Consider the following 25211-nt stretch of genomic DNA (forward strand, 5'->3'; position numbering starts at 1 on the left):
GCCCTTGTGAAGATTCACAAGGGCTTTTTTTAATTTATTATTTTAAAATCCTAGCATTTCTCTTGGGCTCCACATTTGAAATGTCATACCCTGAGAACAATTTTATGTAACGAGCTATATTCGTTCCATAATCATCAAAAACATCATAGGCACCATACGAACGTAAATACTTTTTTACGTTACCAGGCCCTGCCAAATGAGCTGCTGCTATAATACCAGACTCTGTAACTTGAGAATTTCCAATTTTAATTCCCGAAAATCGCTCGATATCTCTTCTCAAAATCCATTTATTACGAGCAATATTGGTCATAAAAGCTTTTTCTTGAAGCTCTGGATTTGATAAAAATAAGTCAACATTATAAATACCGACTAACTCGAGAGTACTTGCTCCAAACTGATATTTACCTAAATATCCTAAAGAATTAATAACTCCGTATCTGCCTCTTGATTCTTTGAAAGCTAATGCTTCTTTAAAACCAACATAAGAGCTACCTATGTATGGAGGCGTTAATAAAAATTTTGCATTAAAAGTTTCATCTTGGGGAAACGAAACTAACGTAGGTGTATTTACTTTAAGGCTGTCCGGAACCAATACTGGTTTATTTTTGAATCCAAAACTGATTAAAATAAAAGTCATAATAAGGGGACAACTAATGCTTATCCACTTTCTCATACAATTGTTTTCTTAAGACTTAAAGCAACAAAAAAGTAGCCTGCTTAAATTCGCGGGGCAAATGTACCGCTATACAGAAGATTTTATTGTTGTAGAAATCATAAAAATTGCCTCATTTAGATAAAGTGACGTTAAAATCAGACGTTTAACCTATCTATTTATGTTTTTGCTATTAATCCATCGGACGTACTGCTCTTTATTCTGGTTATGTTGCGCAAGCGTTTTTGCGAACTTGTGATATCCAAAATTTTCGACATTTGCCACAAAATAGTAATAACTATGCTTCTCTGGGTTTAAGACAGCATCTATTGCCGTAATATCTGGCATGGCAATTGGCCCAGGAGGTAAACCTGCATATTTATAAGTATTGTAAGGAGAATCCAATTCTAAATCACGATACAATACTCTCTTAATAATTTGATTAAAATCTCCCGTGTGTAATTTCAACGCATAGATAACCGTTGGATCTGCCTGTAATAGTATACCATCACGCAATCTATTTAAATAAACTCCGGCTACTCTAGGCCTCTCATCTACTTTTGCAGTCTCTTTGTGTACTACAGAAGCCAAAGTAGACACTTCTATCGGAGTTAAATGTAAGGCTTTGGCTTTCTCCATTCTAGCATCATTCCAAAATCTTTTATATTCCGTCAACATTTTGTCTCTAAATTTTTCTGCAGAAGTATTCCAGAAAAACTCATAACTATTAGGAACATACATCACCAGCTTAGTCTGCTCATTAAAACCATTTTCTTTCAAAAAATCTGCATCATTGAAGGCATTTAATAAAGACAAACTATCGGCTTCTATCTGAGTAGCTACCCTACCAGCTAAATCTTCAATCGTTTCCTGATTGTTAAAAGCTAATTTCACAGGTAAATTCTGACTTCTTAGCGTATTAATAATTTCATTGTTATTCATACCCTTTTTAATCGCATACTTACCTCCTTTTACATAAGAAGCATACCCCTTTTTCTGAGCTGCAGATTTAAAAGAATCAACATCTTCTAATAAAGGCGCTAAAGTCTCTTCCACCACCGCAAAATTTGCATCGGAAGGAATATAAACAAAAGCTTCGTCATTGTTAAAAGCAGTATTAGGTGTAAAAAATGCACCATACACTTTATAAGCAAATACACCACAGACCATCAATCCTATAACTAAAACGGCAAGAACTATTTTTTTTAAGTACATTAATTAAATATTTTTTGATAAAGAATTTCGTTTTTATATGTTCCTTCGGATAAAATCCAATCTTTTTTTACTCCTATTTTTTCAAAACCTAATTTTTCAAATAAATGAATACTTGGTTGATTATCTTCTAAAATATTGCAATAAACCTGATGCATTTCTAAGGTTACTCGAGAATACCCACAAACTAATTCTAAAGCTTCTGACCCAAAACCATTATTACGATGATCTTTTGATGCAATAACAACACCTATTCCCGCTTTTCTATTTTTAGGATCAAAATCAAATAAATCAATTAACCCAACTACAGTACCATCTAGGGCGCAAATACATAAGCGCAGTTGCTTAACTTCATAAATGTCTCTATGCACATTATCAAGATACATCTCTAAAACCTGTTTGGAGTATGGTGCAGTTGTACCACTTACTTCCCAAACCTCTGTAGAATTTTCTAATTGATATAAAAAATCTAGATCTGACGGTTCTAGCGCTCTTAAATAAACTTTTTCTCCTTTTAGACTATACATCTATCTCTCCTTTGAATACAAATTTTGCGGGTCCGGTTAAAAACACATTAGAATATACCTTATCATTTACCTCAAATTTAATATTTAAATCTCCACCTAAAGCTTTGATAAATACTTCGCTATTGGTTGTTTTTCCTGTTTTATGCATTGCTATTGCAGCTGCGGTAACACCCGTACCACAAGACAAGGTTTCATCCTCCACACCTCTTTCATACGTTCTTACAGAAAAACTAGTCGCATCAATCTGTTCTACAAAATTGATATTACTGCCCTTCTCTCCATATACGCCATACCGCAAGCGAGCTCCTTCTTTCTTTACTTGATAATCTTCTAAACCTGTAACCATCTGTACATGATGAGGAGATCCTGTATCTAAAAACACAGCATTAGGCTTCTCTTTAATTTCTTCCACGTCTTTCATTTGCAGACTAACTAAACCTTCCTTAATAGATGCTTTATGCAAACCGTCTATAGCATTAAATGACGCCGAATCTTTAATTATACCTAAGTGCTTAGCAAAAGCCACCAAACACCTACCACCATTACCACACATGGTACTTTCATTTCCATCAGAATTAAAATATACCATTTTAAAATCTAAGTCCTTCTCATTTTCTAATAATATAAGACCATCCGCACCTATGCCAAATCTTCGGTCACATAAGAAAGCAATACGTTCAGTATTTTCTTTATCAAATATATTTTGACGGTTATCCACCATTACAAAATCATTTCCCGTACCTTGAAATTTATAAAATGTAAGCTTCATCTTTTGCGTTTATAGTACAAAGGTAGCATTTTATTAAGGGAATTTTAGCAGTTAAAACAACGTTAAACAGAAAAATAGTGTCCTCAAAACTGTTAATTTTGAAGTACAAAAGTTAAAATGTAAATTGATTATGAAGAATATTGCGAATTTATTATTGGTTTCTGTATTTGCAGGAGCTATTACCTTAGGAGCATACAAACTTTTTTTTGAACAAAACTCCTATATTTTCACAGATTCAGGAGCTACGCCTTACACCACTGCTAGCTACACTCCAACAAGCGCTAGAGGCGCTGGTATTAATGAGGTTGATTTCACCTCTGCAGCAGAAAGGACCGTCAATGCGGTTGTGCACGTTAAAAATGTAGCAATTAATAGTGGTCCTAAAAATATAATGGAATTTTTATATGGGTACGAATCAGACTCTAGACCGCAGGTAAGAGGAGCTGGTTCTGGTGTAATTATTTCCCCAGACGGCTACATTGTTACCAACAACCATGTTATTGATGGTGCTTCACAACTACAAGTAACTTTAAATGATAATACGACCTATCAAGCAGAATTAATAGGAACAGATCCAAATTCTGATATTGCTTTAATTAAGGTTGATGCAGATCATAAAATGCCTTATTTGGCATTTGGCGATTCTGATAATGCAAAAATTGGAGAATGGGTATTAGCCGTTGGCAACCCATTTAACCTAACCTCTACAGTGACCGCAGGAATTGTAAGTGCCAAAGCAAGGTCACTAGGCGGAAGCAACCAATCTTTTCTTCAGACAGATGCCGCTGTTAATCCAGGAAACAGTGGTGGCGCTTTAGTAAATACCAATGGAGATCTAATTGGAATTAATACAGCCATAAGCTCACAAACCGGATCCTATGTAGGGTATTCTTTTGCTGTACCTAGCAATATCGCCAAAAAGGTCATTGATGATATTTTAGAATATGGAAATGTTCAGAAAGGAATTTTAGGAATAAAAACACCCTCTTTAAATACACCCTATGCCGTAGAAAAAGGCTTAAATGAATTGAGTGGTATTTTTATTGATGGCGTAGAAGAAGACTCTGGTGCTGCTGATGCAAACCTTGAAAGAGGCGATATTATTAAACAAATAGATGAAGTGAAGATTAAAAACTTCCCACAGCTCAATGGATATCTTGCCACCAAAAGACCAGGAGATGAAGTACAAGTTACTATAGAAAGAGATGGAGAATTAATGACACTGCCTGTGTTATTAAAAGAACGCCAGACAATTATCTTACCCATAATGGATTTAGAGGTTAAAAATCTAAATGAAAAAGACCGTAAAGACTTTAGAACTAAAAAAGGTGTTAAAATTGTGGGAGTTTCGGAACGCTATGAAGGTTATGGCCTAGATGGTAAAGTTCTTCTTGCTGTTGGCGATGAAGAAATAAACGATATTAATGATGCGAAAGTGTTATTCGGTAGAATCACCAAATACCGCAGTACAAGCATAACAATGCTCAATAAAAAAGGAGAAAAAGAACGCATCATTCTCCAGTAAAACGCATATCCCCTGTCAAAAAGCTCCCTAGTGGAGCTTTTTTTATTGCAACAAAATGTTACGAAAACGTTTGAATTTTCTATTTTTGCAGAAATTTTTAACAACTCAACTTAAAAATAACTGATGGATAAAATTAAATCTTACGAAAAAGAACTTGCTTTTCAAGCAGATAGGCGCAAGGCTACTACAGAGTTTATCAAAATTGTAAGCGACCTATGGTATGATAAATCAATTGAAGTAGTTTTATTTAAAAATCAAATCATTGACAAAAACGTTAGTGACATCATTAACCTTCATCAATATGCTTGTGAGTTTGTTCAAAAACCAATTTCCATATTTGATTCTGTAGAAATATTAAGAGCAATTAATGATATGAAATTACCTCCATCTAAATTAGATATTGGTAAGCTAACCTATGAATATCATGCTGAAAATGAAAATGAAGAGCAAGTCAAAGCATTTGTTTTTAATAAACTTAAAGATGCGGAAGTTGCTGAGGCAATAAAGCCTAAAGATGTTGTTCTCTATGGTTTTGGTAGAATTGGCCGTCTTGTCGCTAGAGAATTGATGGCTAAAACAGGAAAAGGCAATCAAATGCGTTTGCGAGCTATCGTCATCAGAGGAACTGTAAATAAGGAAGTATTAGAAAAAAGAGCAAGTTTATTGCGTATTGATTCAATTCATGGTGAATTCAATGGCACAGTAGATATAGATGTTGAAAATAGTGCTTTGATTATAAATGGTACTACAGTACACATTATTAATGCAGATAAACCTGAAGACATTGATTATTCTGCTTATGGCATAACAAACGCTTTGGTTATTGACAATACCGGTGCTTTCAGAGACAAAGCGGCATTATCTAGACATTTAAAAGCAAAAGGAGCTGCTAAAGTTTTATTAACAGCCCCAGGACAAGGTATTCCTAATATTGTTCATGGCGTAAATCATAAAGATTTTGATCCTAAAAACAATAAAATATTTTCAGCAGCATCCTGCACAACCAATGCAATTACTCCCGTTTTAAAAGTGATTGAAGATTCTTTAGGTGTTGTAAAGGGGCATATAGAAACAATACATGCATTTACTAATGATCAAAATTTAGTAGATAATATGCACAGTAAGTACCGTCGCGGTAGAGCAGCTACATTAAATATGGTGATTACAGAAACTGGAGCTGGTAAAGCGGTTACCAAAGCATTGCCAAGTTTAGTTGGCAAATTAACCTCTAATGCTATTCGTGTTCCTGTTCCTAATGGTTCTTTGGCGATATTAAATTTAGAGGTAGATGCCAAAACCTCAAAGGAAGCAATAAATACCATGATGAAAAAGTATGCATTAGAAGGAGATTTGGTAGAACAAATTAAATATTCTTTCAATAATGAATTGGTTTCTTCTGATATTGTAGGTACTTCTGCCCCATCAATCTATGACAGCAAGGCAACACTTGTTTCTGAAGACGGAAAAAATATAGTTTTATATGTCTGGTATGACAATGAATACGGGTATTCACACCAAGTTATTAGACTTGCAAAGTATATTTCTAAAGTTAGACGCTTCACTTATTACTAATTTTTTTTCCTTTCTAATATTATTGAAGTAATTTAGCGCTTCTCTAAATCATTAAATAATTATTAAGAACACTTACTAGATGAAAAAAATTAGATTAATACTTGTAACTCTAGCGCTGTTATCGGTTAATTTCCACTTTGCACAAGAAACTCAAGATGATAATGAGGATGATGTCTCATTAGAAACAGGATCCATACATGGGCAGTTTGATTACTTGGCTAAAAAATCTGGAAATTACAGAGCAGATGGTGTGTATTACGAAGTAGTTAAAATTACAAGCTTAGAAAAGCTTAAGCAAAATGTTATTGACACTCTTAACTTAATTAATAAGAGAACTACAGAGTTAAATAAAGTTATTGTAGATCAAGAGAAAGATATTAAGTCTTTAAATGAGAAGTTATCTGAAACAACAAACAACCTTGCCTCTGTTACTGAGGAAAAAGATAGTATGTCTATTTTCGGAATCTTAATTGCTAAGGCTACCTATAATGTTATTTTATGGACTTTAATTGCTGCGCTTCTATTATTTCTGTTATTTTTTATTTACAAGTTTAGAAATAGCAATATTCTTACCCAAGAAGCTAAAACCAACTTATCGGAGCTTGAAGTAGAATACGAAGAGCACAGACGAAGAGCTTTAGAGAGAGAGCAAAAAATTAGCAGACAATATCAAGATGAGATTAACAAAAATAAAAAGGCTAAATAATTAGCCTTTTTATTTTTACTTGAATTTCTAAAATACAATTAGTTAATAGTACATTTGCCTGTTAAAGTTAGAACAACATGCGTATTGATATCATTACAGTCTTACCTGAATTACTCAAGAGTCCTTTTGAAGCAAGTATCTTAAAAAGAGCTATTGAAAAAGGTATTGTTGAAGTACATATGCATAATCTCCGCGATTATACTAATTTGAGTTACAATCAAATTGATGATTATCAATTTGGAGGTGGCGCGGGTATGGTCATGATGATTGAACCGATAGACAAATGTATTTCCGCTTTAAAAGAGCAGCGAGATTATGATGAAGTCATCTATATGACCCCAGATGGCGCCACACTGAATCAGAAAATAGCCAACAGCATGTCGCTCCTAGAAAATGTCATTATTCTTTGCGGTCATTATAAAGGTGTCGACCAAAGAGTTCGGGATGCTTTCATAACTAAAGAAATATCTATTGGCGATTATGTCTTGTCCGGCGGAGAATTAGGAGCTGCCGTTTTATGCGATACCATTATTCGTCTAATTCCAGGAGTATTAAGCAATGAAACTTCTGCATTGACAGATACATTTCAAGATGATTTATTAGCTCCACCTGTATACACAAGACCTGCGGAATATAAAGGAATGAAAGTACCAGAAATTCTTTTAAGTGGTAACTTTCCTAAAATTGAAAAATGGCGAGAAGACATGGCTTACGAACGCACCGAAAAGCTAAGGCCAGACCTATTAAAATAGCATCTACATTTTGGAATCACACGAATTAAACTTTCTGATACCCCTTAAAAGACAATTGCTTATTTTTTTATAAAAAATAGCATTGAAATATTGTCACTTATTAATATTTTATTACTTTTGCAATCCAATAAATCAACCTCTGACGATAATCGTGAATGTTGCTTTATAACAAACAGTAAATCAATACGATGGAAGCATTATTAAAATTTGTTCAAGACGAATTTGTTACTAAAAAAGAATTTCCAAAATTTTCAGCTGGTGATACTATCACAGTTTATTATGAAATTAAGGAAGGTGAAAAGACACGTACTCAGTTTTTTAGAGGTGTTGTAATACAAAGAAGAGGTTCTGGATCATCAGAAACCTTTACAATTAGAAAAATGTCTGGAACAATAGGAGTTGAGCGTATCTTCCCTATTAACATGCCAGCTCTACAGAAAGTAGAAGTTAATAAAAGAGGTAAAGTTAGAAGATCTCGTATCTTTTACTTCAGAGGACTTACTGGTAAGAAAGCAAGAATTAAAGAAGTGCGTTCTTAATCTAAGACCTAAACATACAGAAGAACCCGCATTTAGCGGGTTTTTTTATGCTCAAAAGTTAAAAAGCGAGCATAAATTTGGAATTCTCAAACATTACTCTTATATTCATAGTATAAATAGGGAAGCAAATGCAATCAATGGTTGCCGTTTTGTAAATAGACAAGACAACAAAGGTTTGCAAACTATTCTAAAAAAGCCATATCAAATGCTACATGCATTGATATGGCTTTTATCGTTTTGGTAATAAAAAAAAATAACATTTTAGTAAATTTTACATCATATTATCCTTAAATCTACTCAAGGTAAAACTATAGAATATTGTATATTTGCACCGCTTAATTCAAATAAATCGCAATAATGCCAAAAATAATTTATACTAAGACTGACGAAGCTCCAGCTTTGGCGACTCAGTCCTTCTTACCAATAGTTAAAGCATTTACAAAGACATCAGGAATAAATATTGAAACCAAAGATATTTCTTTAGCTGGAAGGATCATTGCTACTTTCCCTGACTTTCTTAAAGAAGATCAGCGTATTGCCGATGATTTAAAAGAATTAGGAGAACTTGCCAAAAGTCCAGATGCAAACATCATAAAGCTTCCAAACATTAGTGCCTCTGTTCCTCAACTTAAAGAGGCTATCACAGAATTGCAGGAGAAAGGCTATGCTTTACCAAATTATCCAGATGAACCAAAGTCTGATGAAGAAAAAGAAATAAAATCTAGATACGATAAAATTAAAGGTAGTGCCGTAAACCCTGTTTTAAGAGAAGGTAATTCTGACCGTAGAGCTCCAAGAGCTGTTAAAAATTACGCGAAGAAGAACCCACACTCTATGGGTGCTTGGAGTGCAGATTCTAAAACTCATGTTGCAACAATGGGAACAAATGACTTCAAAGCAAATGAAAAGTCATTAACAATTCCTTCTGCTACCAACGTAAATATAGAATTTACAGCAGCCAATGGTACCAAATCTATTTTAAAGGAAAATTTAGCCTTATTAGAGGGCGAAATCATCGATGCAACAGTACTAAGCAAAAAAGCCTTAATAACTTTTTTAGAAAAAGAAATCAAAGACGCTAAAGACCAAGGGGTTCTTTTATCTGTGCACTTAAAAGCAACGATGATGAAAGTATCTGACCCTGTTATTTTTGGTCATGTAGTAGAAACTTATTTCTCAGAAGTATTTACTAAATATGCAACTACTTTTGATGAATTAGGAGTAAGTGCTAATAACGGTTTAGAAAGTCTTCTAAACAAATTAAATACACTTCCAGAAGATAAACATAAAGAAATTCTTTCTGCCATTGAAGCTACTATTTCAAATGGTCCTGACTTAGCAATGGTTAATTCTGATAGAGGAATTACCAATCTACATGTTCCTAGTGACGTAATTGTAGATGCATCTATGCCTGCAATGATCAGAAACTCTGGTAAAATGTGGGATAAGAATGGAAAAGCTCAAGACACCAAAGCAATTATTCCTGATAGCAGTTATGCAGGCATCTACCAAGTAACTATTGATTTTTGTAAAAAACATGGTGCGTTTGACCCTACCACTATGGGAACAGTTCCTAATGTTGGTTTAATGGCTCAAAAAGCAGAAGAATACGGTTCTCATGACAAGACTTTTGAAATGAGTGAGAATGGTACTGTTAATGTTGTTGATGTAAACTCTAAGGAAGTTTTACTTTCTCAAAAAGTTGAAGAGGGTGATATCTGGAGAATGTGTCAAGTTAAAGATGCACCTATTCAAGATTGGATTAAGCTTGCCGTTTCTAGAGCTAGAGCTTCTCAATTACCCGCAATTTTTTGGTTAGATGAAAAGCGTGCTCACGATGCCGAATTAATTAAAAAAGTAAACACCTATTTACCTAATCATGATACTACAGGCCTAGACCTTAAAATTCTTTCTCCTGAAGATGCTACTCAAGCAACTCTTGAAAGAATCATAAAAGGAGAAGATACCATTTCTGTTTCTGGAAATGTATTGCGTGATTACCTGACCGATTTATTTCCTATTTTAGAAGTAGGTACTAGTGCTAAAATGCTTTCTATCGTTCCTTTAATGAATGGTGGTGGCCTGTTTGAAACTGGCGCAGGTGGATCTGCCCCAAAGCACGTTGAACAATTTATAGAAGAAGGTCACTTAAGATGGGATTCTTTAGGAGAATTTTTAGCTCTTGGGGTTTCATTAGAGCACTATAGCGAAAAATACAAAAATGACAAAGCTTTAATTTTAGCTGATGCCTTAGATGCTGCTACCGAAAAATTCTTAGACAACGATAAATCTCCTTCAAGAAAAGTTGGTGAATTAGATAATAGAGGGAGTCATTTTTACTTAACTTTATATTGGGCTGAAGAATTAGCGAAACAAGATAAAAATGCTGAATTAAAAGCTGAATTTACCACCATATCGGATGCATTGAAAGCTAACGAAGCTAAAATTATTCAAGAGCTAAGTGACGCACAAGGTCATAAAGTAGATATCAAAGGTTATTACAAAGGAGACGATGCTTTAATTGCTAAAGCAATGCGTCCTAGTGAAACCTTCAACACCATTTTAGCGTCACTATAATCGTATCAGTTACATAATTTAAAAGCCATCTTTATTATTAAAGATGGCTTTTTTTATTAACATACTTTCCTGCTGTTAAAAGATTCAATTCTAGTATTTTTACTAAAAATTGCAATTAATGAATCGTATTAAATATTTACTGTTCTTGTTCGTGGGACTATTTTTTTTCTCAGGATTCTCCCAAGAAAAATTCTCCTTAAGTGGAACTATAAGCGAATTAAAAAGTAATGAAACCCTAATTGGTGTTACTATTGCCGTCCCTCAATTAGCAACCGGCGTCACAACAAATGAATATGGTTTTTACTCCTTATCACTTCCTGAAGGAGAATACACGTTAGAAATTAGCTATTTGGGATACAAAACTCTTAGTAAAACGATAAGCTTAACACAGAACACAAAGCTAAATCTTCAGCTAGAAGAGGCTGCCGAACAGTTAGAGGAAATAGTTTTAGTGGAAAATGTAGAAAAAACAGATCTTGGCACTCCACAAATGAGTGTCAATAATCTAGCTGTTAAAACCATTAAAAAAATTCCTGTAGTACTCGGAGAATCAGATGTTCTTAAAGCTATTGTTTTACTTCCTGGAGTAAGTAATGCAGGCGAAGGGTCATCTGGCTTCAATGTTAGAGGTGGCTCTGCAGATCAGAATCTTATTCTCTTAGATGAAGCTACAATTTTTAACTCCTCTCACCTTTTCGGGTTTTTCTCTGTTTTTAATCCCGATGCTATAAAAGATATTAAGCTTTTTAAAGGCGGAATACCTTCGCGCTATGGCGGACGTGTGTCTTCTGTATTAGAAATTTTTCAGAAGGAAGGAAATAGTAAAGAGTTTAAGGCTAATGGCGGTATAGGTATCGTTGCCAGTCGATTATTACTAGAAGGTCCAATTATTAAAGATAAAGCTGCATTTCTTATTGGAGGAAGATCCTCCTATGCGCACTTGTTTTTGCCTCTCTTTGACATTGATAATAAAGCCTATTTCTATGATTTAAACACAAAACTAAATTTTAAATTAAATGACAATAATAATATCTTCTTATCGGGTTATTTTGGCAGAGATGTTTTCAGTATTAACGATAGTTTTGTAAATACCTACGGGAATGCTGTTGGTAATTTGAGATGGAATCATCTATTCTCAGATAAATTATTCTCTAATCTATCTTTAATATATTCTGATTATTATTATGGCTTGAAATTAGATTTTGTCGGTTTCGAATGGAATTCTGGAATCCAAAATTTTAATTTAAAATACGACTTAAAGCATTACCTAAACAACAATCTTCAGATTAACTATGGCCTAAATAATAACTACTACCAATTTAACCCTGGAAAAATAGTTCCTAGTAGTGAAGATTCTGGTATTGTTGAAGAACAACTTATTCAAAAATATGCGAATGAATTTGCTGCATATATTGATGTTGAGCATGAAATTACAGATCAATTAAGTGTAGAGTACGGTCTAAGGGTTAGTAATTTTAATAGATTAGGTCAAGATGAGATAAACATTTACGCGAATGATAACCCGTTGAACTTTAATACAGACCTTCTCATCTACGAAAAAGCAGATCCGATTGACATAAATACCGAAGGCAAAAAAAAATCACTAAAAACTTATACTAATTTAGAACCCAGATTATCCATGTCTTATAGATTGGATGATAACAATTCCATAAAATCTAGCTATACTCGATTAGCACAGTATTTACATCTATTATCAAACACCAGCTCTCCTACCCCATTAGATGTCTGGACACCAAGTGGCTCTTTCATTAAACCCCAATTATTAGATCAATACGCTTTAGGATATTTCCGGAATATTAAAAATGGAGACTATTCTTTAGAAACAGAGGTGTATTACAAAAAGATTCAAAATAGAATTGACTACATAGATGGTGCCAATTTAATAGCCAACAATGCTATTGAACAAGTTATTCTTAATGGAGAAGCAAGAGCTTACGGTTTAGAAGTGCTATTCCGTAAAAACGAAGGAAGATTTCAAGGCTGGCTATCTTATACCTTATCAAAATCAGAACAACGCACCCCAGGCAGAACCGCAACAGAAACAAATGGCATCAGTCCGTTAGAAACCGGTATCAATAATGGCGCGTGGTATAATACACCATATGATAAAACACATGACATCTCATTATTTGGGAGTTATGAATTTAATGAAAAATGGAATTTCAATGCTAATTTTGTATTCCAAACAGGCCAACCAACCAATTATCCTATAGGACAATTTGAATATCAAGGTTTGACTGTTCCTTACTATGGATTAAGAAATTCGGAAAGGCTTCCTACTTATAATAGATTAGATATTTCTGCTACTTTAACCCCATTAAAAAATAAAGATAGAAAGATTAAAGGCGAATGGGTATTTAGTATATACAATGCTTATAACAGAAAAAATGCCGCATCTATTAATTTCAGTAACAACAATGAAACAGGAGCTAATGAAGCTGTAAGAACTTCAATTTTTGGTATTGTACCTGCCGTTACCTATAATTTCAAATTTTAAGACATGAAATATTTATATACAATCCTACTAGTATCTTTATTAACCACAAGTTGTGAGGACGTGGTTGAGATCGCTGTTCCTACAGAGCAATCTAGGTTAGTAATTGACGGACTAGTGCGCGTAATAGATACAGATCCTTCAACCAATATTAGCATTAAAACGAGTTTAACTAGTTCTTTTTTCGGCACTATTGAACCACAAACTGTTACTAGTATTCAAATTTTTAACAGCACCAACACAATCCAAGAAACGTTAACAGAGTCTGGGACGGGAAATTATTCAACGACAGTTTCTTCAGAATCACTCAAAGATGGATCGATTACTTTACGTATTGTGTATAATAATGAGACATATGAAGCTACCACAGCATTTATACCATCTGCACCTATTGATAAATTGATTCAAGGAGAAGGAACTTTATTTGATGACGATGAAACAGAGATCATTATAGCTTACACAGATGATGCGTCCACGGAAAATTTTTATCTTTTCGATTTTGATTTTAATGAGTTTTTGGTTTCTGAAGACACATTTTATGAAGGAGAACAATTTGAGTTTTCTTATTTTTACGATTCAGATTTACAAGCCGGACAATCTGCTCAGGTAAGCATACTAGGGGTAGATGAAACATTCTACAACTATATGAATCAAATTATTGCACAAAGCGGAGGAAGTCAGGGACCTTTTCAAACGCCTTCCGGAACTGTTCGCGGAAATGTTATTAATATAACTACAAAGGATAATTATGCCTTAGGGTACTTCTCCATTTCAGAAAGTTTTACACAAAACATTACTATAGAATAAGCCTTGGTTATGATGCATACAGATAAAGATATTTTAGTAAAAGGTATTAAGTATTTGGGTTATACCGTTGTTTTGATGTTTTCATCACCCATACTAATTTATCAGGCCTTTAAAAATCAACAACATGATTTGTATATACCTGTACTAGTAGTAGGCTTTATAGTAGGCCTAGGAGCTTTATTTATGGCTTTTTGGGCCATAAAGACAATTATGGATAGTCTATTTGGTAAAAAAAAGAATAGGAAACAATAATATCATATCACTAATCGTACAAAGAGCCATTTGCATTCGTGTAAATGGCTTTTTCTGTATGGTATAAACAAGTTACGGTAGTATAATAGATTAGCCATATTAATAAATTGATGGCAGAAATAGTTTAAAAGAAGACTTGAACTAGTTTAATATGGAATATATCAAAGAGGGAAAGCTTAGCTTATTATAAATGACAATGAATTACTTGGGTATTTAGATCAATATTTAAGAAAATATCCAATACATCCTTTATATAATACCCGAAAGAATTCCTGTGGTATGAGCTATTGTATTAGGAATAGCCCTTAAACTAAGATATATAAGCTTGCATACAATAGTCTTGTAAAGAGTAATAACTAGCTAATAGCTACGAAACTGTTATAAATAGCTATTGAAGTAATCTACTCACAAGAGTAATGTGTTTTGGGATACTACAGTTATTAGGAATAAGAATCATCAAGGATAAGAACCTTATATAAACAAAAAAAGTCCTCAATATTTCTATTGAGGACTTGATTAAAAAAAGGCGACGACCTACTCTCCCACTTGGTATAGCAGTACCATCGGCGCTGATAGGCTTAACTTCCCTGTTCGGAATGGTAAGGGGTGGACCCTATCGCCATGGTCACCTTAAATCGTTTTACTACACAAATGCATAGTAACTAATATTGTTAACATATTAAAGGGACAAAATGGTGTATAAAACACGCACTATAAACACAGTTTTAGATTAAATCTAAAGTAAGCTACGATTTTTGGTTATTATATCTTTAAAAAAAGGAAGTCCGCCCCCTAATCAAAGGGGGCAAGTTGTGCAAGCCTATGGGCTATTAGTATCACTTGGCTACAGACATTACTGCCCTTCTACCTATGACCTATCAACGTAGTCATCTCCTACGGCCCTTTAAAGAAATCTCATCTTGTGGCTGGTTTCGCGCTTATATGCTTTCAGCGCTTATCCAATCCCGACATAGCTACCCAGCAATGCTCCTGGCGGAACAACTGGTGCACCAGAGGTCAGTCCAACTCGGTCCTCTCGTACTAGAGTCAGATCCACGCAAATTTCTAACGCCCGCAGTAGATAGAGACCGAACTGTCTCACGACGTTCTGAACCCAGCTCGCGTGCCACTTTAATGGGCGAACAGCCCAACCCTTGGGACCTTCTCCAGCCCCAGGATGTGACGAGCCGACATCGAGGTGCCAAACCCCCCCGTCGATATGAGCTCTTGGGGGAGATCAGCCTGTTATCCCCGGCGTACCTTTTATCCTTTGAGCGATGGCCCTTCCATACGGAACCACCGGATCACTATGCTCTTGTTTCCAACCTGTTCGGCCTGTATGCCTCTCAGTCAAGCACCCTTGTGCCATTGCACTCTACGTACGATTACCAACCGTACTGAGGGTACCTTTAGAAGCCTCCGTTACTCTTTTGGAGGCGACCACCCCAGTCAAACTACCCACCACGCACTGTTCCCTAGTGTTAGGGTTAGGCCCTAGATAAGCAAAGGCTGGTATTTCAACAATGACTCCACAACGCCTGGCGACGCCGCTTCAAAGTCTCCCAGCTATCCTACACATTACTTACCCAGAACCAATACGAAGCTATAGTAAAGGTGCACGGGGTCTTTTCGTCCCACTGCGGGTAACCGGCATCTTCACCGATACTACAATTTCACCGAGCTCATGGCCGAGACAGTGTCCAGATCGTTGCACCATTCGTGCAGGTCGGAACTTACCCGACAAGGAATTTCGCTACCTTAGGACCGTTATAGTTACGGCCGCCGTTTACTGGGGCTTCAATTCAATGCTTCGCCGAAACTAACATCTCCTCTTAACCTTCCAGCACCGGGCAGGTGTCAGGCCCTATACTTCATCTTTCGATTTTGCAGAGCCCTGTGTTTTTGATAAACAGTCGCCTGGACCTCTTCACTGCGGCCCTCCTAAAAGGAGGGCGACCCTTCTCCCGAAGTTACGGGTCTATTTTGCCTAGTTCCTTAGCCATGAATCTCTCGAGCGCCTTAGAATACTCATCCCAACCACCTGTGTCGGTTTACGGTACGGGCTGCTTCACTTGTTTTTCTCGGAGGATGTTACGCTGGATTATCGACGCAGCCGAAGCTTTGTCGTACTATCGGGGTGTTACCACTCCCTTCAACGTGCTATTCCGTCAGCACGCACCAACACCACATCCCCGTCACTTTTAGCGTGAGCAGGTAGCAGAATATTAACTGCTTGTCCATCCACTACCCCTTTCGGGTTCGCGTTAGGTCCCGACTGACCCCCAGCTGATTAGCATAGCTGGGGAAACCTTGGTCTTTCGGCGTGCGGGTTTCTCGCCCGCATTATCGTTACTTATGCCTACATTTTCGTTTCTATGCGTTCCAGCAACCCTTACAGATCACCTTCAACACACATAGAATGCTCCCCTACCCCTCTGTACCGAGTACAGAAGCCATAGCTTCGGTGGTATACTTATGCCCGATTATTATCCATGCGGAATCGCTCGACCAGTGAGCTGTTACGCACTCTTTAAATGAATGGCTGCTTCCAAGCCAACATCCTGGCTGTCAATGCAATTCCACCGCGTTATATCAACTTAGTATACACTTGGGGACCTTAGCTGATGGTCCGGGTTCTTTCCCTCTCGGACATGGACCTTAGCACCCATGCCCTCACTGCTGCAAAACATTTTATAGCATTCGGAGTTTGTCAGGAATTGGTAGGCGGTGAAGCCCCCGCATCCAATCAGTAGCTCTACCTCTATAAAACTATTGCAACGCTGCACCTAAATGCATTTCGGGGAGTACGAGCTATTTCCGAGTTTGATTGGCCTTTCACCCCTACCCACAGGTCATCCCAAGACTTTTCAACGTCAACGGGTTCGGTCCTCCACTTTGGGTTAACAAAGCTTCAACCTGCCCATGGGTAGATCACACGGTTTCGCGTCTACTACTACTAACTATGGCGCCCTATTCAGACTCGCTTTCGCTACGGCTCCGATTCTTAAAATCTTAACCTTGCTAGTAAAAGTAACTCGTAGGCTCATTATGCAAAAGGCACGCCGTCACCCCAAAGGGCTCCGACCGCTTGTAAGCGTATGGTTTCAGGATCTTTTTCACTCCGTTATTCACGGTTCTTTTCACCTTTCCCTCACGGTACTGGTTCACTATCGGTCTCTCAGGAGTATTTAGCCTTACCGGATGGTCCCGGCAAATTCATACAAGGTTTCACGTGCCCCGCACTACTCAGGATACCACTATCAATAACGTCCTTTACTTATACCGGGCTATCACCGTCTTCGGCCTATCTTTCCAAATAGTTCTAATTCATCGCGCATCAAATAGCGTGGTCCTACAACCCCAGCATTGCCGAAACAATACTGGTTTGGGCTAATCCGCGTTCGCTCGCCACTACTAACGGAATCACTTTTGTTTTCTCCTCCTCCGGCTACTTAGATGTTTCAGTTCACCGGGTTTGCTTGATCTTACGATCACGACTGGCCTTCAACCAGACAGGTTGCCCCATTCGGATATCCGCGGATCACAAGTTGTGTGCACCTCCCCGCAGCTTTTCGCAGCTTATCACGTCCTTCATCGCCTCTGAGAGCCTAGGCATCCCCCATACGCCCTTTTCTAGCTTGTCACTAGTCCTTTTTATTCTATTATATATAATTACTACTGTATAAATACAGCAGTACCTCTATCGTACTTTACTCTATTTTTAAATTTGTGTTTACTGTGATTACAATACCCCTGAAGATAATTGTAATTCACTTTGTCCCAATATGTCAATGAACTTTTTCCCCCTCCTACTCCCCAAAGGGGGAGAGCACTTACTCGTGCTTATTCCTTCCCTTAGGGAAGGCTAGGATGGGATAGTGGAGAATATCGGAGTCGAACCGATGACCTCCTGCGTGCAAGGCAGGCGCTCTAGCCAGCTGAGCTAATCCCCCGTCTTTTAGTGATCAGTTAACAGTTATTAGTTAACAGTACTTATAACGGCTATACTCAACCTCTAAAATTTCCTTTCAAGTGATACTAATTTAATTAGCATCCTTATTTTAATGAACGTTTTTCTAAACCAAACTCTTAATCAATTCCTTAACTAAAAATCTACTCTAGGCAGTAGTCTCAGGCAGACTCGAACTGCCGACCTCTACATTATCAGTGTAGCGCTCTAACCAGCTGAGCTATGAGACTCTCACTTTGCGAATCTTGCGACCCAATCAATATTATAATAACATAATTATAAGACAGCAATTTGAACTACATAACATAACTAAAAAAATATAAGGACTAGAACTCTTTCGTTTTTATTAATTGAGATGTCTTTCTCTAGAAAGGAGGTGTTCCAGCCGCACCTTCCGGTACGGCTACCTTGTTACGACTTAGCCCTAGTTACCGATCTTGCCCTAGGCCGCTCCTTACGGTGACGGACTTCAGGCACTCCCGGCTTCCATGGCTTGACGGGCGGTGTGTACAAGGCCCGGGAACGTATTCACCGGATCATGGCTGATATCCGATTACTAGCGATTCCAGCTTCACGGAGTCGAGTTGCAGACTCCGATCCGAACTGTGATCGGTTTTATAGATTCGCTCCTTATCGCTAAGTGGCTGCTCTCTGTACCGACCATTGTAGCACGTGTGTGGCCCAGGACGTAAGGGCCGTGATGATTTGACGTCATCCCCACCTTCCTCACGGTTTGCACCGGCAGTCTCGTTAGAGTCCCCATCATGACATGCTGGCAACTAACGACAGGGGTTGCGCTCGTTATAGGACTTAACCTGACACCTCACGGCACGAGCTGACGACAACCATGCAGCACCTTGTAAATTGTCCGAAGAAAAGTCTATCTCTAAACCTGTCAATCTACATTTAAGCCCTGGTAAGGTTCCTCGCGTATCATCGAATTAAACCACATGCTCCACCGCTTGTGCGGGCCCCCGTCAATTCCTTTGAGTTTCATTCTTGCGAACGTACTCCCCAGGTGGGATACTTATCACTTTCGCTTGGCCGCTCAGTCCGAAAACCGAACAGCTAGTATCCATCGTTTACGGCGTGGACTACCAGGGTATCTAATCCTGTTCGCTACCCACGCTTTCGTCCATCAGCGTCAGTGTATAGTTAGTGACCTGCCTTCGCAATCGGTATTCTAAGTAATATCTATGCATTTCACCGCTACACTACTTATTCTAGCCACTTCACTATAACTCAAGACCGCCAGTATCAAAGGCAGTGCATACGGTTGAGCCGCAGCATTTCACCTCTGACTTAACAGCCCGCCTACGGACCCTTTAAACCCAATAATTCCGGATAACGCTCGGACCCTCCGTATTACCGCGGCTGCTGGCACGGAGTTAGCCGGTCCTTATTCTTACAGTACCGTCATCAATCTACACGTAGATCTTATTCTTCCTGTATAAAAGTAGTTTACAACCCATAGGGCAGTCTTCCTACACGCGGCATGGCTGGATCAGACTTCCGTCCATTGTCCAATATTCCTCACTGCTGCCTCCCGTAGGAGTCTGGTCCGTGTCTCAGTACCAGTGTGGGGGATCTCCCTCTCAGGACCCCTACTCATCGAAGTCTTGGTAAGCCGTTACCTTACCAACTAACTAATGAGACGCATGCTCATCTCTTACCGTAACCTTTAATATTAAACCGATGCCAGTCTAATATCACATAAGATATTAATCCAAATTTCTCTGGGCTATCCCTTAGTAAGAGGTAGATTGCATACGCGTTGCGCACCCGTGCGCCGGTCGTCAGCGGAGCAAGCTCCCTGTTACCCCTCGACTTGCATGTGTTAGGCCTGCCGCTAGCGTTCATCCTGAGCCAGGATCAAACTCTTCATCGTTGTTTTGTAAATATTATATAACATCTATTAACCAACTAATAAATCATCCGAATCCTAGCCCTCTATATTCTTTAAGCTATTATGTTAATTCAATTTATTTAATTACCGTTTCCAGTAATTAAACGCTGTCTTACAATATGTCAATGAACTTTTTATCTCTTTTACTCTCCGCTTAATTACGTATCGTTGTTTCCCTAAGCGGCTGCAAATATACACCCTCTTTTAAAACCCACAAGCGTTTTTGGAAAGTTTTTTTAAAAAATATTACACACACTTCGCAATAACCACTATTACAAGGTTTTATAATACAAAAAAAGTTTAAAAAATATTCCCTTTGAAAAAATCAGGGTATTAAATTTACATGAAATTAACCATATAAACAAATACAAGTATCATTTCTTTTGTGTAGACCACTTGTCTGTAAGCTGAGAGTAGTCAAAATTTAAGGCAGACTTTTGTCTTTCTATTCTAAATTCAGAAAAAGCACGCTGTAAAATATCTTCAATTAGATAGTCTTCATGCACTAACTCCGGATGAAACTCTTCCTTTATACTTATCTTAAACATTTTAGCCGTGGCATTATACCAGAATGCTCGCCAACCGTTCCTTAATTCTTTCACCAAGTCAAAAGCCGTATTACCCGTTTGTCGATGAATAAGTTTTACCAAGATCTGCCCCTCCGTGCGTGTTAACTTCTTTAATTCATCAGAAAACTCTCCCTCAATATATTTCTGAATCTCTCTAGTGTACTTCCTTTTATCTGAGTTCTTCGTTATCCTAGTTAAGCTATCATTTAATTCCGTAAGCCTATCGGCTGCTAATTTCGCATATGGATACACCTTTAAAGTTTTCCTCCTTAATATATAATACCTTAATTTTTCCTCGTAGCTAGAAAATTTAAGTTTACTAAATACATAATACTCTTCCAAAGCAATAGTGCTTTGCATAATAGAATCGCCCTCCATGATAATCATCTTTTCTGCAATGGAATCTAATGGGGTTTCTTCTTCCTGCCCTAAGCAAAAAGAATATATAAGTAACAACATGGCTAATAAGAAGTTCTTTTTCATCTATAAAATTATCATAAACTGAATATCAAAATTAATAATAAACCACAGCATTGCTATTAAATAAAAGTGAATATTCTTAACTTCGTTAGAAAATACACATATAATGAGTACAAATAAAATTCTAACTAAAAATTCAATTGAGTTTTTAGAAAAATACTTAAATAACGCTTCTCCTACCGGATACGAATCTGAAGGTCAGAAAATTTGGATGGAATATCTTAAACCATATGTAGACACTTTTATTACGGACACCTACGGCACGGCTGTTGGTGTTATCAACCCTGATGCTAAATACAAGGTTGTTATTGAAGGGCATTCTGATGAAATTTCTTGGTATGTAAATTACATTACTGACGAAGGATTACTGTATGTTATTAGAAATGGCGGAAGTGACCATCAAATTGCACCTTCTAAATGGGTGAATATCCACACTGATAAAGGTATTGTAAAAGGTATTTTTGGATGGCCCGCAATACACACTCGTGACAATTCTAAAGAAGAAGCTCCAAAACTAGACAATATATTTATTGACATAGGCGCAAAGGATAAGAAAGAGGTAGAAAAAATGGGTGTTCACGTGGGGTGTGTTATTACCTATCCTGATACATTCCAAATTTTAAACGGAAATAAATTTGTCTGCAGAGCAATAGACAATAGAGCTGGTGGTTTTATGATTGCAGAAGTAGCGCGACTTTTACATGAAAATAAAAAGAAATTACCGTTTGGACTCTATATTACCAATTCTGTACAAGAAGAAATTGGTCTTAGAGGCGCTGAGATGATTACACAAACTATTAAACCTAATGTTGCCATAGTTACAGATGTATGTCACGATACCACGACTCCTATGATTGACAAGAAAAAACAAGGTCATACGGAAATAGGTGCTGGCCCTGTAATCTCTTATGCTCCTGCCGTTCAAAATAAATTACGTGAACGTATTATCAAAACTGCTGAAGCTAATAACATACCTTTTCAAAGAATGGCTTCTTCTCGCTATACAGGTACGGATACAGATGCTTTTGCGTATAGCAATGGCGGTGTAGCTTCTGCCTTAATTTCTTTACCACTACGTTATATGCATACTACAGTAGAAACTGTACACCAAGATGACGTAGAAAATGTTATTAAACTTATATATGAAACTGTGTTAAATATTAAAGACGGAGAAACATTTAGTTATTTCGAATAAAGTACCTCTTATTATTTTTTAAGGTGACAGATTTTTTACTAGAATATGGATGAATTAATTGACATCGTAACCGATAATGGCCTTAAAACAGGTGAAACCGTTTTGAAGTCCGTTGCTCACCGTGATGGTATTTTTCATCAAACAGTTCATATCTGGTTTTATACAAAAAATCATCAAATTTTATTACAACAACGAGGGAAAGGCAAAAATACTTTCCCTTTATTGTTTGATGTTTCTGTTGCGGGACACATACACGCTGGAGAAGCCATTGAAGTTGCTGCACTAAGAGAAATTAAAGAAGAGATTGGTTTGCTAGTTTCTAAGAATGATTTAAAAAAAATAGGCATCTTCAAATCCATTCAAAATCATCATTCTGAATTAATTGACGCAGAGTTTCACCACACTTTTATTGCTGAATTAAAAGTACCATTACAAGAGCTAATAAAACAAGAAAGCGAAGTGGAAGATTTACAACTCACCTCGCTTATAAAATTTTCTGAAGAAATTTGGGGAATGGCAAATCCTAAAAAGTACGTACCACATTCCGCAACGTATTACAAAACCGTTATTAAAGCCATTAAAAAAGAATTATAGTGTAGCACTAAATTCTTCTATCTTATCTAGGCTATAGGTCTCTTGAGAACCCGCTTTCATATTTTTAACTACAAAAGAGTTATTTGCTAATTCCTCATCCCCTATCAAAATAACAAAAGGCACGTTTCTGTTATTTGCATATTTCATTTGCTTTTGCATTTTAGCGCTGCTAGGATACACATCTGCCTTGACACCTATTTTCCTTAAGCTAGTCACTAATTTTAATGCCGTTAATGCTTCTTTCTCTCCAAAATTAACACACAACACTTGTAAAGAGCGATCTATAGCTTCCGGAAAAAGATTTAATTCTTCTAAAACTAGGTAGATTCTATCTAATCCAAAAGAAATACCTACGCCACTTACATCTTTTAATCCAAATATACCCGTTAAGTCATCATAACGACCACCACCACCAATAGAACCCATCTTCACTCCTTCCGGAGCTCCAACTTCAAAAATAGCTCCTGTGTAATAATTAAGCCCACGGGCTAAAGTAACATCTATAGCCAAAGTTGCTGTTTGTAAACCAAGATCAGAAATTGTTTCTTGTATAAACCGAAGTTCCTCTACCCCTTTTGCTCCTTCTTCTGAAGAGGACAAAAGCTTCTCTAAAGCATCTAACTGCTCTAAATTAGTTCCTGTTAAATTAAACAATGGTGATGCTTTTTCTATAGAAGCTTCAGAAATACCTTTTTCTAGCATTTCCTTCTTAACACCTTCTTCTCCTATTTTATCTAATTTGTCTAATGCGACTGTAAAGTCTATTAAATTATCTTTTGCACCAATTACTTCCGCGATACCGGCTAAGATTTTTCTATTATTCATCTTGATGGTCACCCCATCTAACTTTAAATCAGCAAATACAGCATCATACAATTGCACAAACTCTACCTCCTGCAATAAAGAGTTTGAACCTACGACATCTGCATCACATTGGTAAAATTCTCTAAAACGACCTTTCTGAGGCCTATCTGCTCTCCAAACTGGTTGTATCTGATATCTTTTAAACGGAAAGTCTATTTCGTTTTGATGCATTACTACATAACGTGCAAAGGGAACTGTAAGATCATAACGCAATGCTTTTTCAGAAATTTTTGAAGTTATTGCATTTGAGTTTTTTTCACGGTAAGTAGCATCATCTACTTTATTTAAGTAATCTCCAGAATTCAAAATTTTAAATATCAAACGATCTCCTTCATCGCCATACTTCCCCATTAAGGTATCAGAGTTTTCAAAAGAGGGTGTTTCTATAGGTTGAAAACCGAACGTCTGAAAATTCTTTTTAATCGTATCAAATATATAATTACGCTTTACGACCTCTGAAGGTGTAAAATCTCTGGTTCCTTTTGGAATAGATGGTTTTTGTGCCATGTAATAGTATGTGTTCTTGTCTTTACTAAGACCTTAAATTAGTATTAAACGCTATCTTAAATTACGCCTGGATTGCAGTTGCTAAAGTTCTGAAATTTAAAATCGCCGAAAGCTTCCAGGATTCAGCCGCTAATATCGACTTATCCTATGACTTTTTCAAACCATTGATACAACTCCCCTTTTGTAATCACAGCACCTTTTTTTATTAGTTCAAATTTATCTAGGTTCTTATCGTCCTTGTAGGCTTTAGATGCAGAAAGATATTCTACAAAGTCTGATTGCCAATTTTTCTTAAACCAATTAAAGCCTATTTCTGTTGTTAAGTCTATCTCAGGGTTCATCACCTTAACAGATATTAATTTCATCTCTTTATCTGTTAAATGGAATAAATGCATTTGTTGCGCAGAAATATTCTCCACAAAATCTACTTTATTTAATACACCCTCCCAAACTAAATCTGAAAAAACGTCTATTTCTTCTTCCGCTACTTCAGGTGTATTTGTTTTAATTTTCTCCCATTCATCTCCTGTAATAGATTGTGTGGCTAAAAAATTAATAAATTCTTGATGTAATTCTTCTAACTGCTGCTTTGTAAGTCTTGTATACTTCATTACTTGCTTTTACTGTTTGATTTGCTTTTGTACAAATTCAAAATCTTGGCAAAAATAAAAAGGCTGTACAAATTGTACAGCCTTTTTAAGATTTAATATTATTTATTTTT

18 protein-coding genes, 2 tRNA genes and 3 rRNA genes are annotated in these 25211 nt (G+C 36.7%); 11 read left to right on the forward strand and 12 right to left on the reverse strand.

Annotated elements, in window-relative coordinates:
* Positions 1–37: 37 nt before the first annotated feature.
* The 4 genes from M666_RS17790 to dapF form a co-directional block, all read right to left on the reverse strand.
* Positions 38–673: a lysozyme family protein gene (locus tag M666_RS17790; RefSeq protein ID WP_024481356.1), complete on the reverse strand. Its 636-nt coding sequence runs from the start codon at positions 671–673 to the stop codon at positions 38–40.
* A gap of 150 nt (positions 674–823) precedes the next feature.
* Positions 824–1867, reverse strand: a complete 1044-nt coding sequence (mltG, locus tag M666_RS17795; protein ID WP_029445107.1) for an endolytic transglycosylase MltG — start codon at positions 1865–1867, stop codon at positions 824–826.
* Positions 1867–2391, reverse strand: coding sequence for a GNAT family N-acetyltransferase (locus tag M666_RS17800; protein WP_024481358.1), 525 nt, complete (start codon positions 2389–2391; stop codon positions 1867–1869). Before M666_RS17800 ends, mltG begins: the two co-directional genes overlap by 1 nt.
* Positions 2384–3160, reverse strand: a complete 777-nt coding sequence (gene dapF / locus M666_RS17805; protein ID WP_029445106.1) for a diaminopimelate epimerase — start codon at positions 3158–3160, stop codon at positions 2384–2386. Before dapF ends, M666_RS17800 begins: the two co-directional genes overlap by 8 nt.
* Before the next feature lie 130 nt (positions 3161–3290).
* Between dapF and M666_RS17810 the strand changes: the two genes are divergently transcribed.
* From M666_RS17810 to M666_RS17850, 9 genes are all read left to right on the forward strand, one after another.
* A complete protein-coding gene (locus M666_RS17810) occupies positions 3291–4685 on the forward strand; it encodes a S1C family serine protease (protein ID WP_025615604.1) in 1395 nt (464 codons plus the stop codon).
* Between the two features lie 123 nt (positions 4686–4808).
* A complete protein-coding gene (locus M666_RS17815; RefSeq protein WP_029445105.1) occupies positions 4809–6257 on the forward strand; it encodes a glyceraldehyde-3-phosphate dehydrogenase in 1449 nt (482 codons plus the stop codon).
* A 79-nt stretch (positions 6258–6336) separates the two neighbouring features.
* Positions 6337–6963: a hypothetical protein gene (locus M666_RS17820; protein ID WP_029445104.1), complete on the forward strand. Its 627-nt coding sequence runs from the start codon at positions 6337–6339 to the stop codon at positions 6961–6963.
* A 77-nt stretch (positions 6964–7040) separates the two neighbouring features.
* Complete coding sequence (gene trmD, locus M666_RS17825) at positions 7041–7715, forward strand: tRNA (guanosine(37)-N1)-methyltransferase TrmD (RefSeq protein WP_029445103.1); 675 nt, start codon at positions 7041–7043, stop codon at positions 7713–7715.
* Between the two features lie 188 nt (positions 7716–7903).
* Positions 7904–8254, forward strand: a complete 351-nt coding sequence (gene rplS / locus M666_RS17830; RefSeq protein ID WP_024481364.1) for a 50S ribosomal protein L19 — start codon at positions 7904–7906, stop codon at positions 8252–8254.
* 357 nt (positions 8255–8611) lie between these two features.
* Positions 8612–10831: an NADP-dependent isocitrate dehydrogenase gene (locus tag M666_RS17835; RefSeq protein ID WP_029445102.1), complete on the forward strand. Its 2220-nt coding sequence runs from the start codon at positions 8612–8614 to the stop codon at positions 10829–10831.
* 118 nt (positions 10832–10949) lie between these two features.
* Positions 10950–13349: a TonB-dependent receptor gene (locus M666_RS17840; protein ID WP_029445101.1), complete on the forward strand. Its 2400-nt coding sequence runs from the start codon at positions 10950–10952 to the stop codon at positions 13347–13349.
* 3 nt (positions 13350–13352) lie between these two features.
* Positions 13353–14153 (forward strand): DUF4249 family protein, encoded by an 801-nt coding sequence (locus M666_RS17845; protein ID WP_029445100.1) that lies wholly within the window; start codon positions 13353–13355, stop codon positions 14151–14153.
* A gap of 9 nt (positions 14154–14162) precedes the next feature.
* A complete protein-coding gene (locus M666_RS17850; protein ID WP_024481368.1) occupies positions 14163–14405 on the forward strand; it encodes a DUF6095 family protein in 243 nt (80 codons plus the stop codon).
* A gap of 521 nt (positions 14406–14926) precedes the next feature.
* Here M666_RS17850 and rrf read toward each other — a convergent pair.
* The 6 genes from rrf to M666_RS17880 form a co-directional block, all read right to left on the reverse strand.
* Positions 14927–15038 (reverse strand): 5S ribosomal RNA (gene rrf, locus M666_RS17855).
* A gap of 177 nt (positions 15039–15215) precedes the next feature.
* Positions 15216–18050: ribosomal RNA gene (locus tag M666_RS17860) — 23S ribosomal RNA — on the reverse strand.
* A 234-nt stretch (positions 18051–18284) separates the two neighbouring features.
* Positions 18285–18358: transfer RNA gene (locus M666_RS17865), tRNA-Ala, on the reverse strand.
* Positions 18359–18531: 173 nt separating this feature from the next.
* Positions 18532–18605, reverse strand: a tRNA-Ile gene (locus M666_RS17870).
* Between the two features lie 139 nt (positions 18606–18744).
* Positions 18745–20263, reverse strand: a 16S ribosomal RNA gene (locus M666_RS17875).
* The 16S, 23S and 5S rRNA genes sit together here with 2 tRNA genes alongside, the layout of an rRNA operon.
* Positions 20264–20655: 392 nt before the next feature.
* On the reverse strand, positions 20656–21333 hold the full coding sequence (locus M666_RS17880; RefSeq protein WP_029445775.1) for a DUF4294 domain-containing protein: 678 nt from the start codon (positions 21331–21333) through the stop codon (positions 20656–20658).
* A gap of 103 nt (positions 21334–21436) precedes the next feature.
* On the opposite strand from M666_RS17880, the gene M666_RS17885 reads away from it, so the two are divergent.
* Entirely contained in the window at positions 21437–22525 is a 1089-nt protein-coding gene (locus tag M666_RS17885; RefSeq protein WP_024479884.1) for a M42 family metallopeptidase, read from the forward strand.
* A gap of 45 nt (positions 22526–22570) precedes the next feature.
* Entirely contained in the window at positions 22571–23119 is a 549-nt protein-coding gene (locus M666_RS17890) for an NUDIX hydrolase (RefSeq protein WP_029445774.1), read from the forward strand.
* On the opposite strand, the gene hisS is transcribed toward M666_RS17890, so the two are convergent.
* Together hisS and M666_RS17900 are read right to left on the reverse strand one after the other, a co-directional pair.
* Positions 23114–24490: a histidine--tRNA ligase gene (gene hisS, locus M666_RS17895; RefSeq protein WP_029445773.1), complete on the reverse strand. Its 1377-nt coding sequence runs from the start codon at positions 24488–24490 to the stop codon at positions 23114–23116. The genes M666_RS17890 and hisS overlap by 6 nt on opposite strands.
* A 140-nt stretch (positions 24491–24630) precedes the next feature.
* Positions 24631–25101, reverse strand: coding sequence for a DUF6495 family protein (locus M666_RS17900; protein WP_029445772.1), 471 nt, complete (start codon positions 25099–25101; stop codon positions 24631–24633).
* Positions 25102–25211: the final 110 nt, after the last annotated feature.

The sequence above is a fragment of the Cellulophaga baltica 18 genome, from assembly GCF_000468615.2.
Lineage (GTDB): Bacteria > Bacteroidota > Bacteroidia > Flavobacteriales > Flavobacteriaceae > Cellulophaga > Cellulophaga baltica.

What these genes read in the sequence shown, in the direction of transcription:
- M666_RS17900 (WP_029445772.1), bottom strand. Translation starts at nt 25,101, where the DNA reads ATGAAGTATACAAGACTTACAAAGCAGCAGTTAGAAGAATTACATCAA.
- dapF (WP_029445106.1), bottom strand. Translation starts at nt 3,160, where the DNA reads ATGAAGCTTACATTTTATAAATTTCAAGGTACGGGAAATGATTTTGTA.
- M666_RS17840 (WP_029445101.1), top strand. Translation starts at nt 10,950, where the DNA reads ATGAATCGTATTAAATATTTACTGTTCTTGTTCGTGGGACTATTTTTT.
- M666_RS17820 (WP_029445104.1), top strand. Translation starts at nt 6,337, where the DNA reads ATGAAAAAAATTAGATTAATACTTGTAACTCTAGCGCTGTTATCGGTT.
- M666_RS17850 (WP_024481368.1), top strand. Translation starts at nt 14,163, where the DNA reads ATGATGCATACAGATAAAGATATTTTAGTAAAAGGTATTAAGTATTTG.
- M666_RS17880 (WP_029445775.1), bottom strand. Translation starts at nt 21,333, where the DNA reads ATGAAAAAGAACTTCTTATTAGCCATGTTGTTACTTATATATTCTTTT.
- M666_RS17810 (WP_025615604.1), top strand. Translation starts at nt 3,291, where the DNA reads ATGAAGAATATTGCGAATTTATTATTGGTTTCTGTATTTGCAGGAGCT.
- rplS (WP_024481364.1), top strand. Translation starts at nt 7,904, where the DNA reads ATGGAAGCATTATTAAAATTTGTTCAAGACGAATTTGTTACTAAAAAA.
- M666_RS17800 (WP_024481358.1), bottom strand. Translation starts at nt 2,391, where the DNA reads ATGTATAGTCTAAAAGGAGAAAAAGTTTATTTAAGAGCGCTAGAACCG.
- M666_RS17815 (WP_029445105.1), top strand. Translation starts at nt 4,809, where the DNA reads ATGGATAAAATTAAATCTTACGAAAAAGAACTTGCTTTTCAAGCAGAT.
- M666_RS17835 (WP_029445102.1), top strand. Translation starts at nt 8,612, where the DNA reads ATGCCAAAAATAATTTATACTAAGACTGACGAAGCTCCAGCTTTGGCG.
- M666_RS17890 (WP_029445774.1), top strand. Translation starts at nt 22,571, where the DNA reads ATGGATGAATTAATTGACATCGTAACCGATAATGGCCTTAAAACAGGT.
- hisS (WP_029445773.1), bottom strand. Translation starts at nt 24,490, where the DNA reads ATGGCACAAAAACCATCTATTCCAAAAGGAACCAGAGATTTTACACCT.
- mltG (WP_029445107.1), bottom strand. Translation starts at nt 1,867, where the DNA reads ATGTACTTAAAAAAAATAGTTCTTGCCGTTTTAGTTATAGGATTGATG.
- M666_RS17845 (WP_029445100.1), top strand. Translation starts at nt 13,353, where the DNA reads ATGAAATATTTATATACAATCCTACTAGTATCTTTATTAACCACAAGT.
- trmD (WP_029445103.1), top strand. Translation starts at nt 7,041, where the DNA reads ATGCGTATTGATATCATTACAGTCTTACCTGAATTACTCAAGAGTCCT.
- M666_RS17885 (WP_024479884.1), top strand. Translation starts at nt 21,437, where the DNA reads ATGAGTACAAATAAAATTCTAACTAAAAATTCAATTGAGTTTTTAGAA.
- M666_RS17790 (WP_024481356.1), bottom strand. Translation starts at nt 673, where the DNA reads ATGAGAAAGTGGATAAGCATTAGTTGTCCCCTTATTATGACTTTTATT.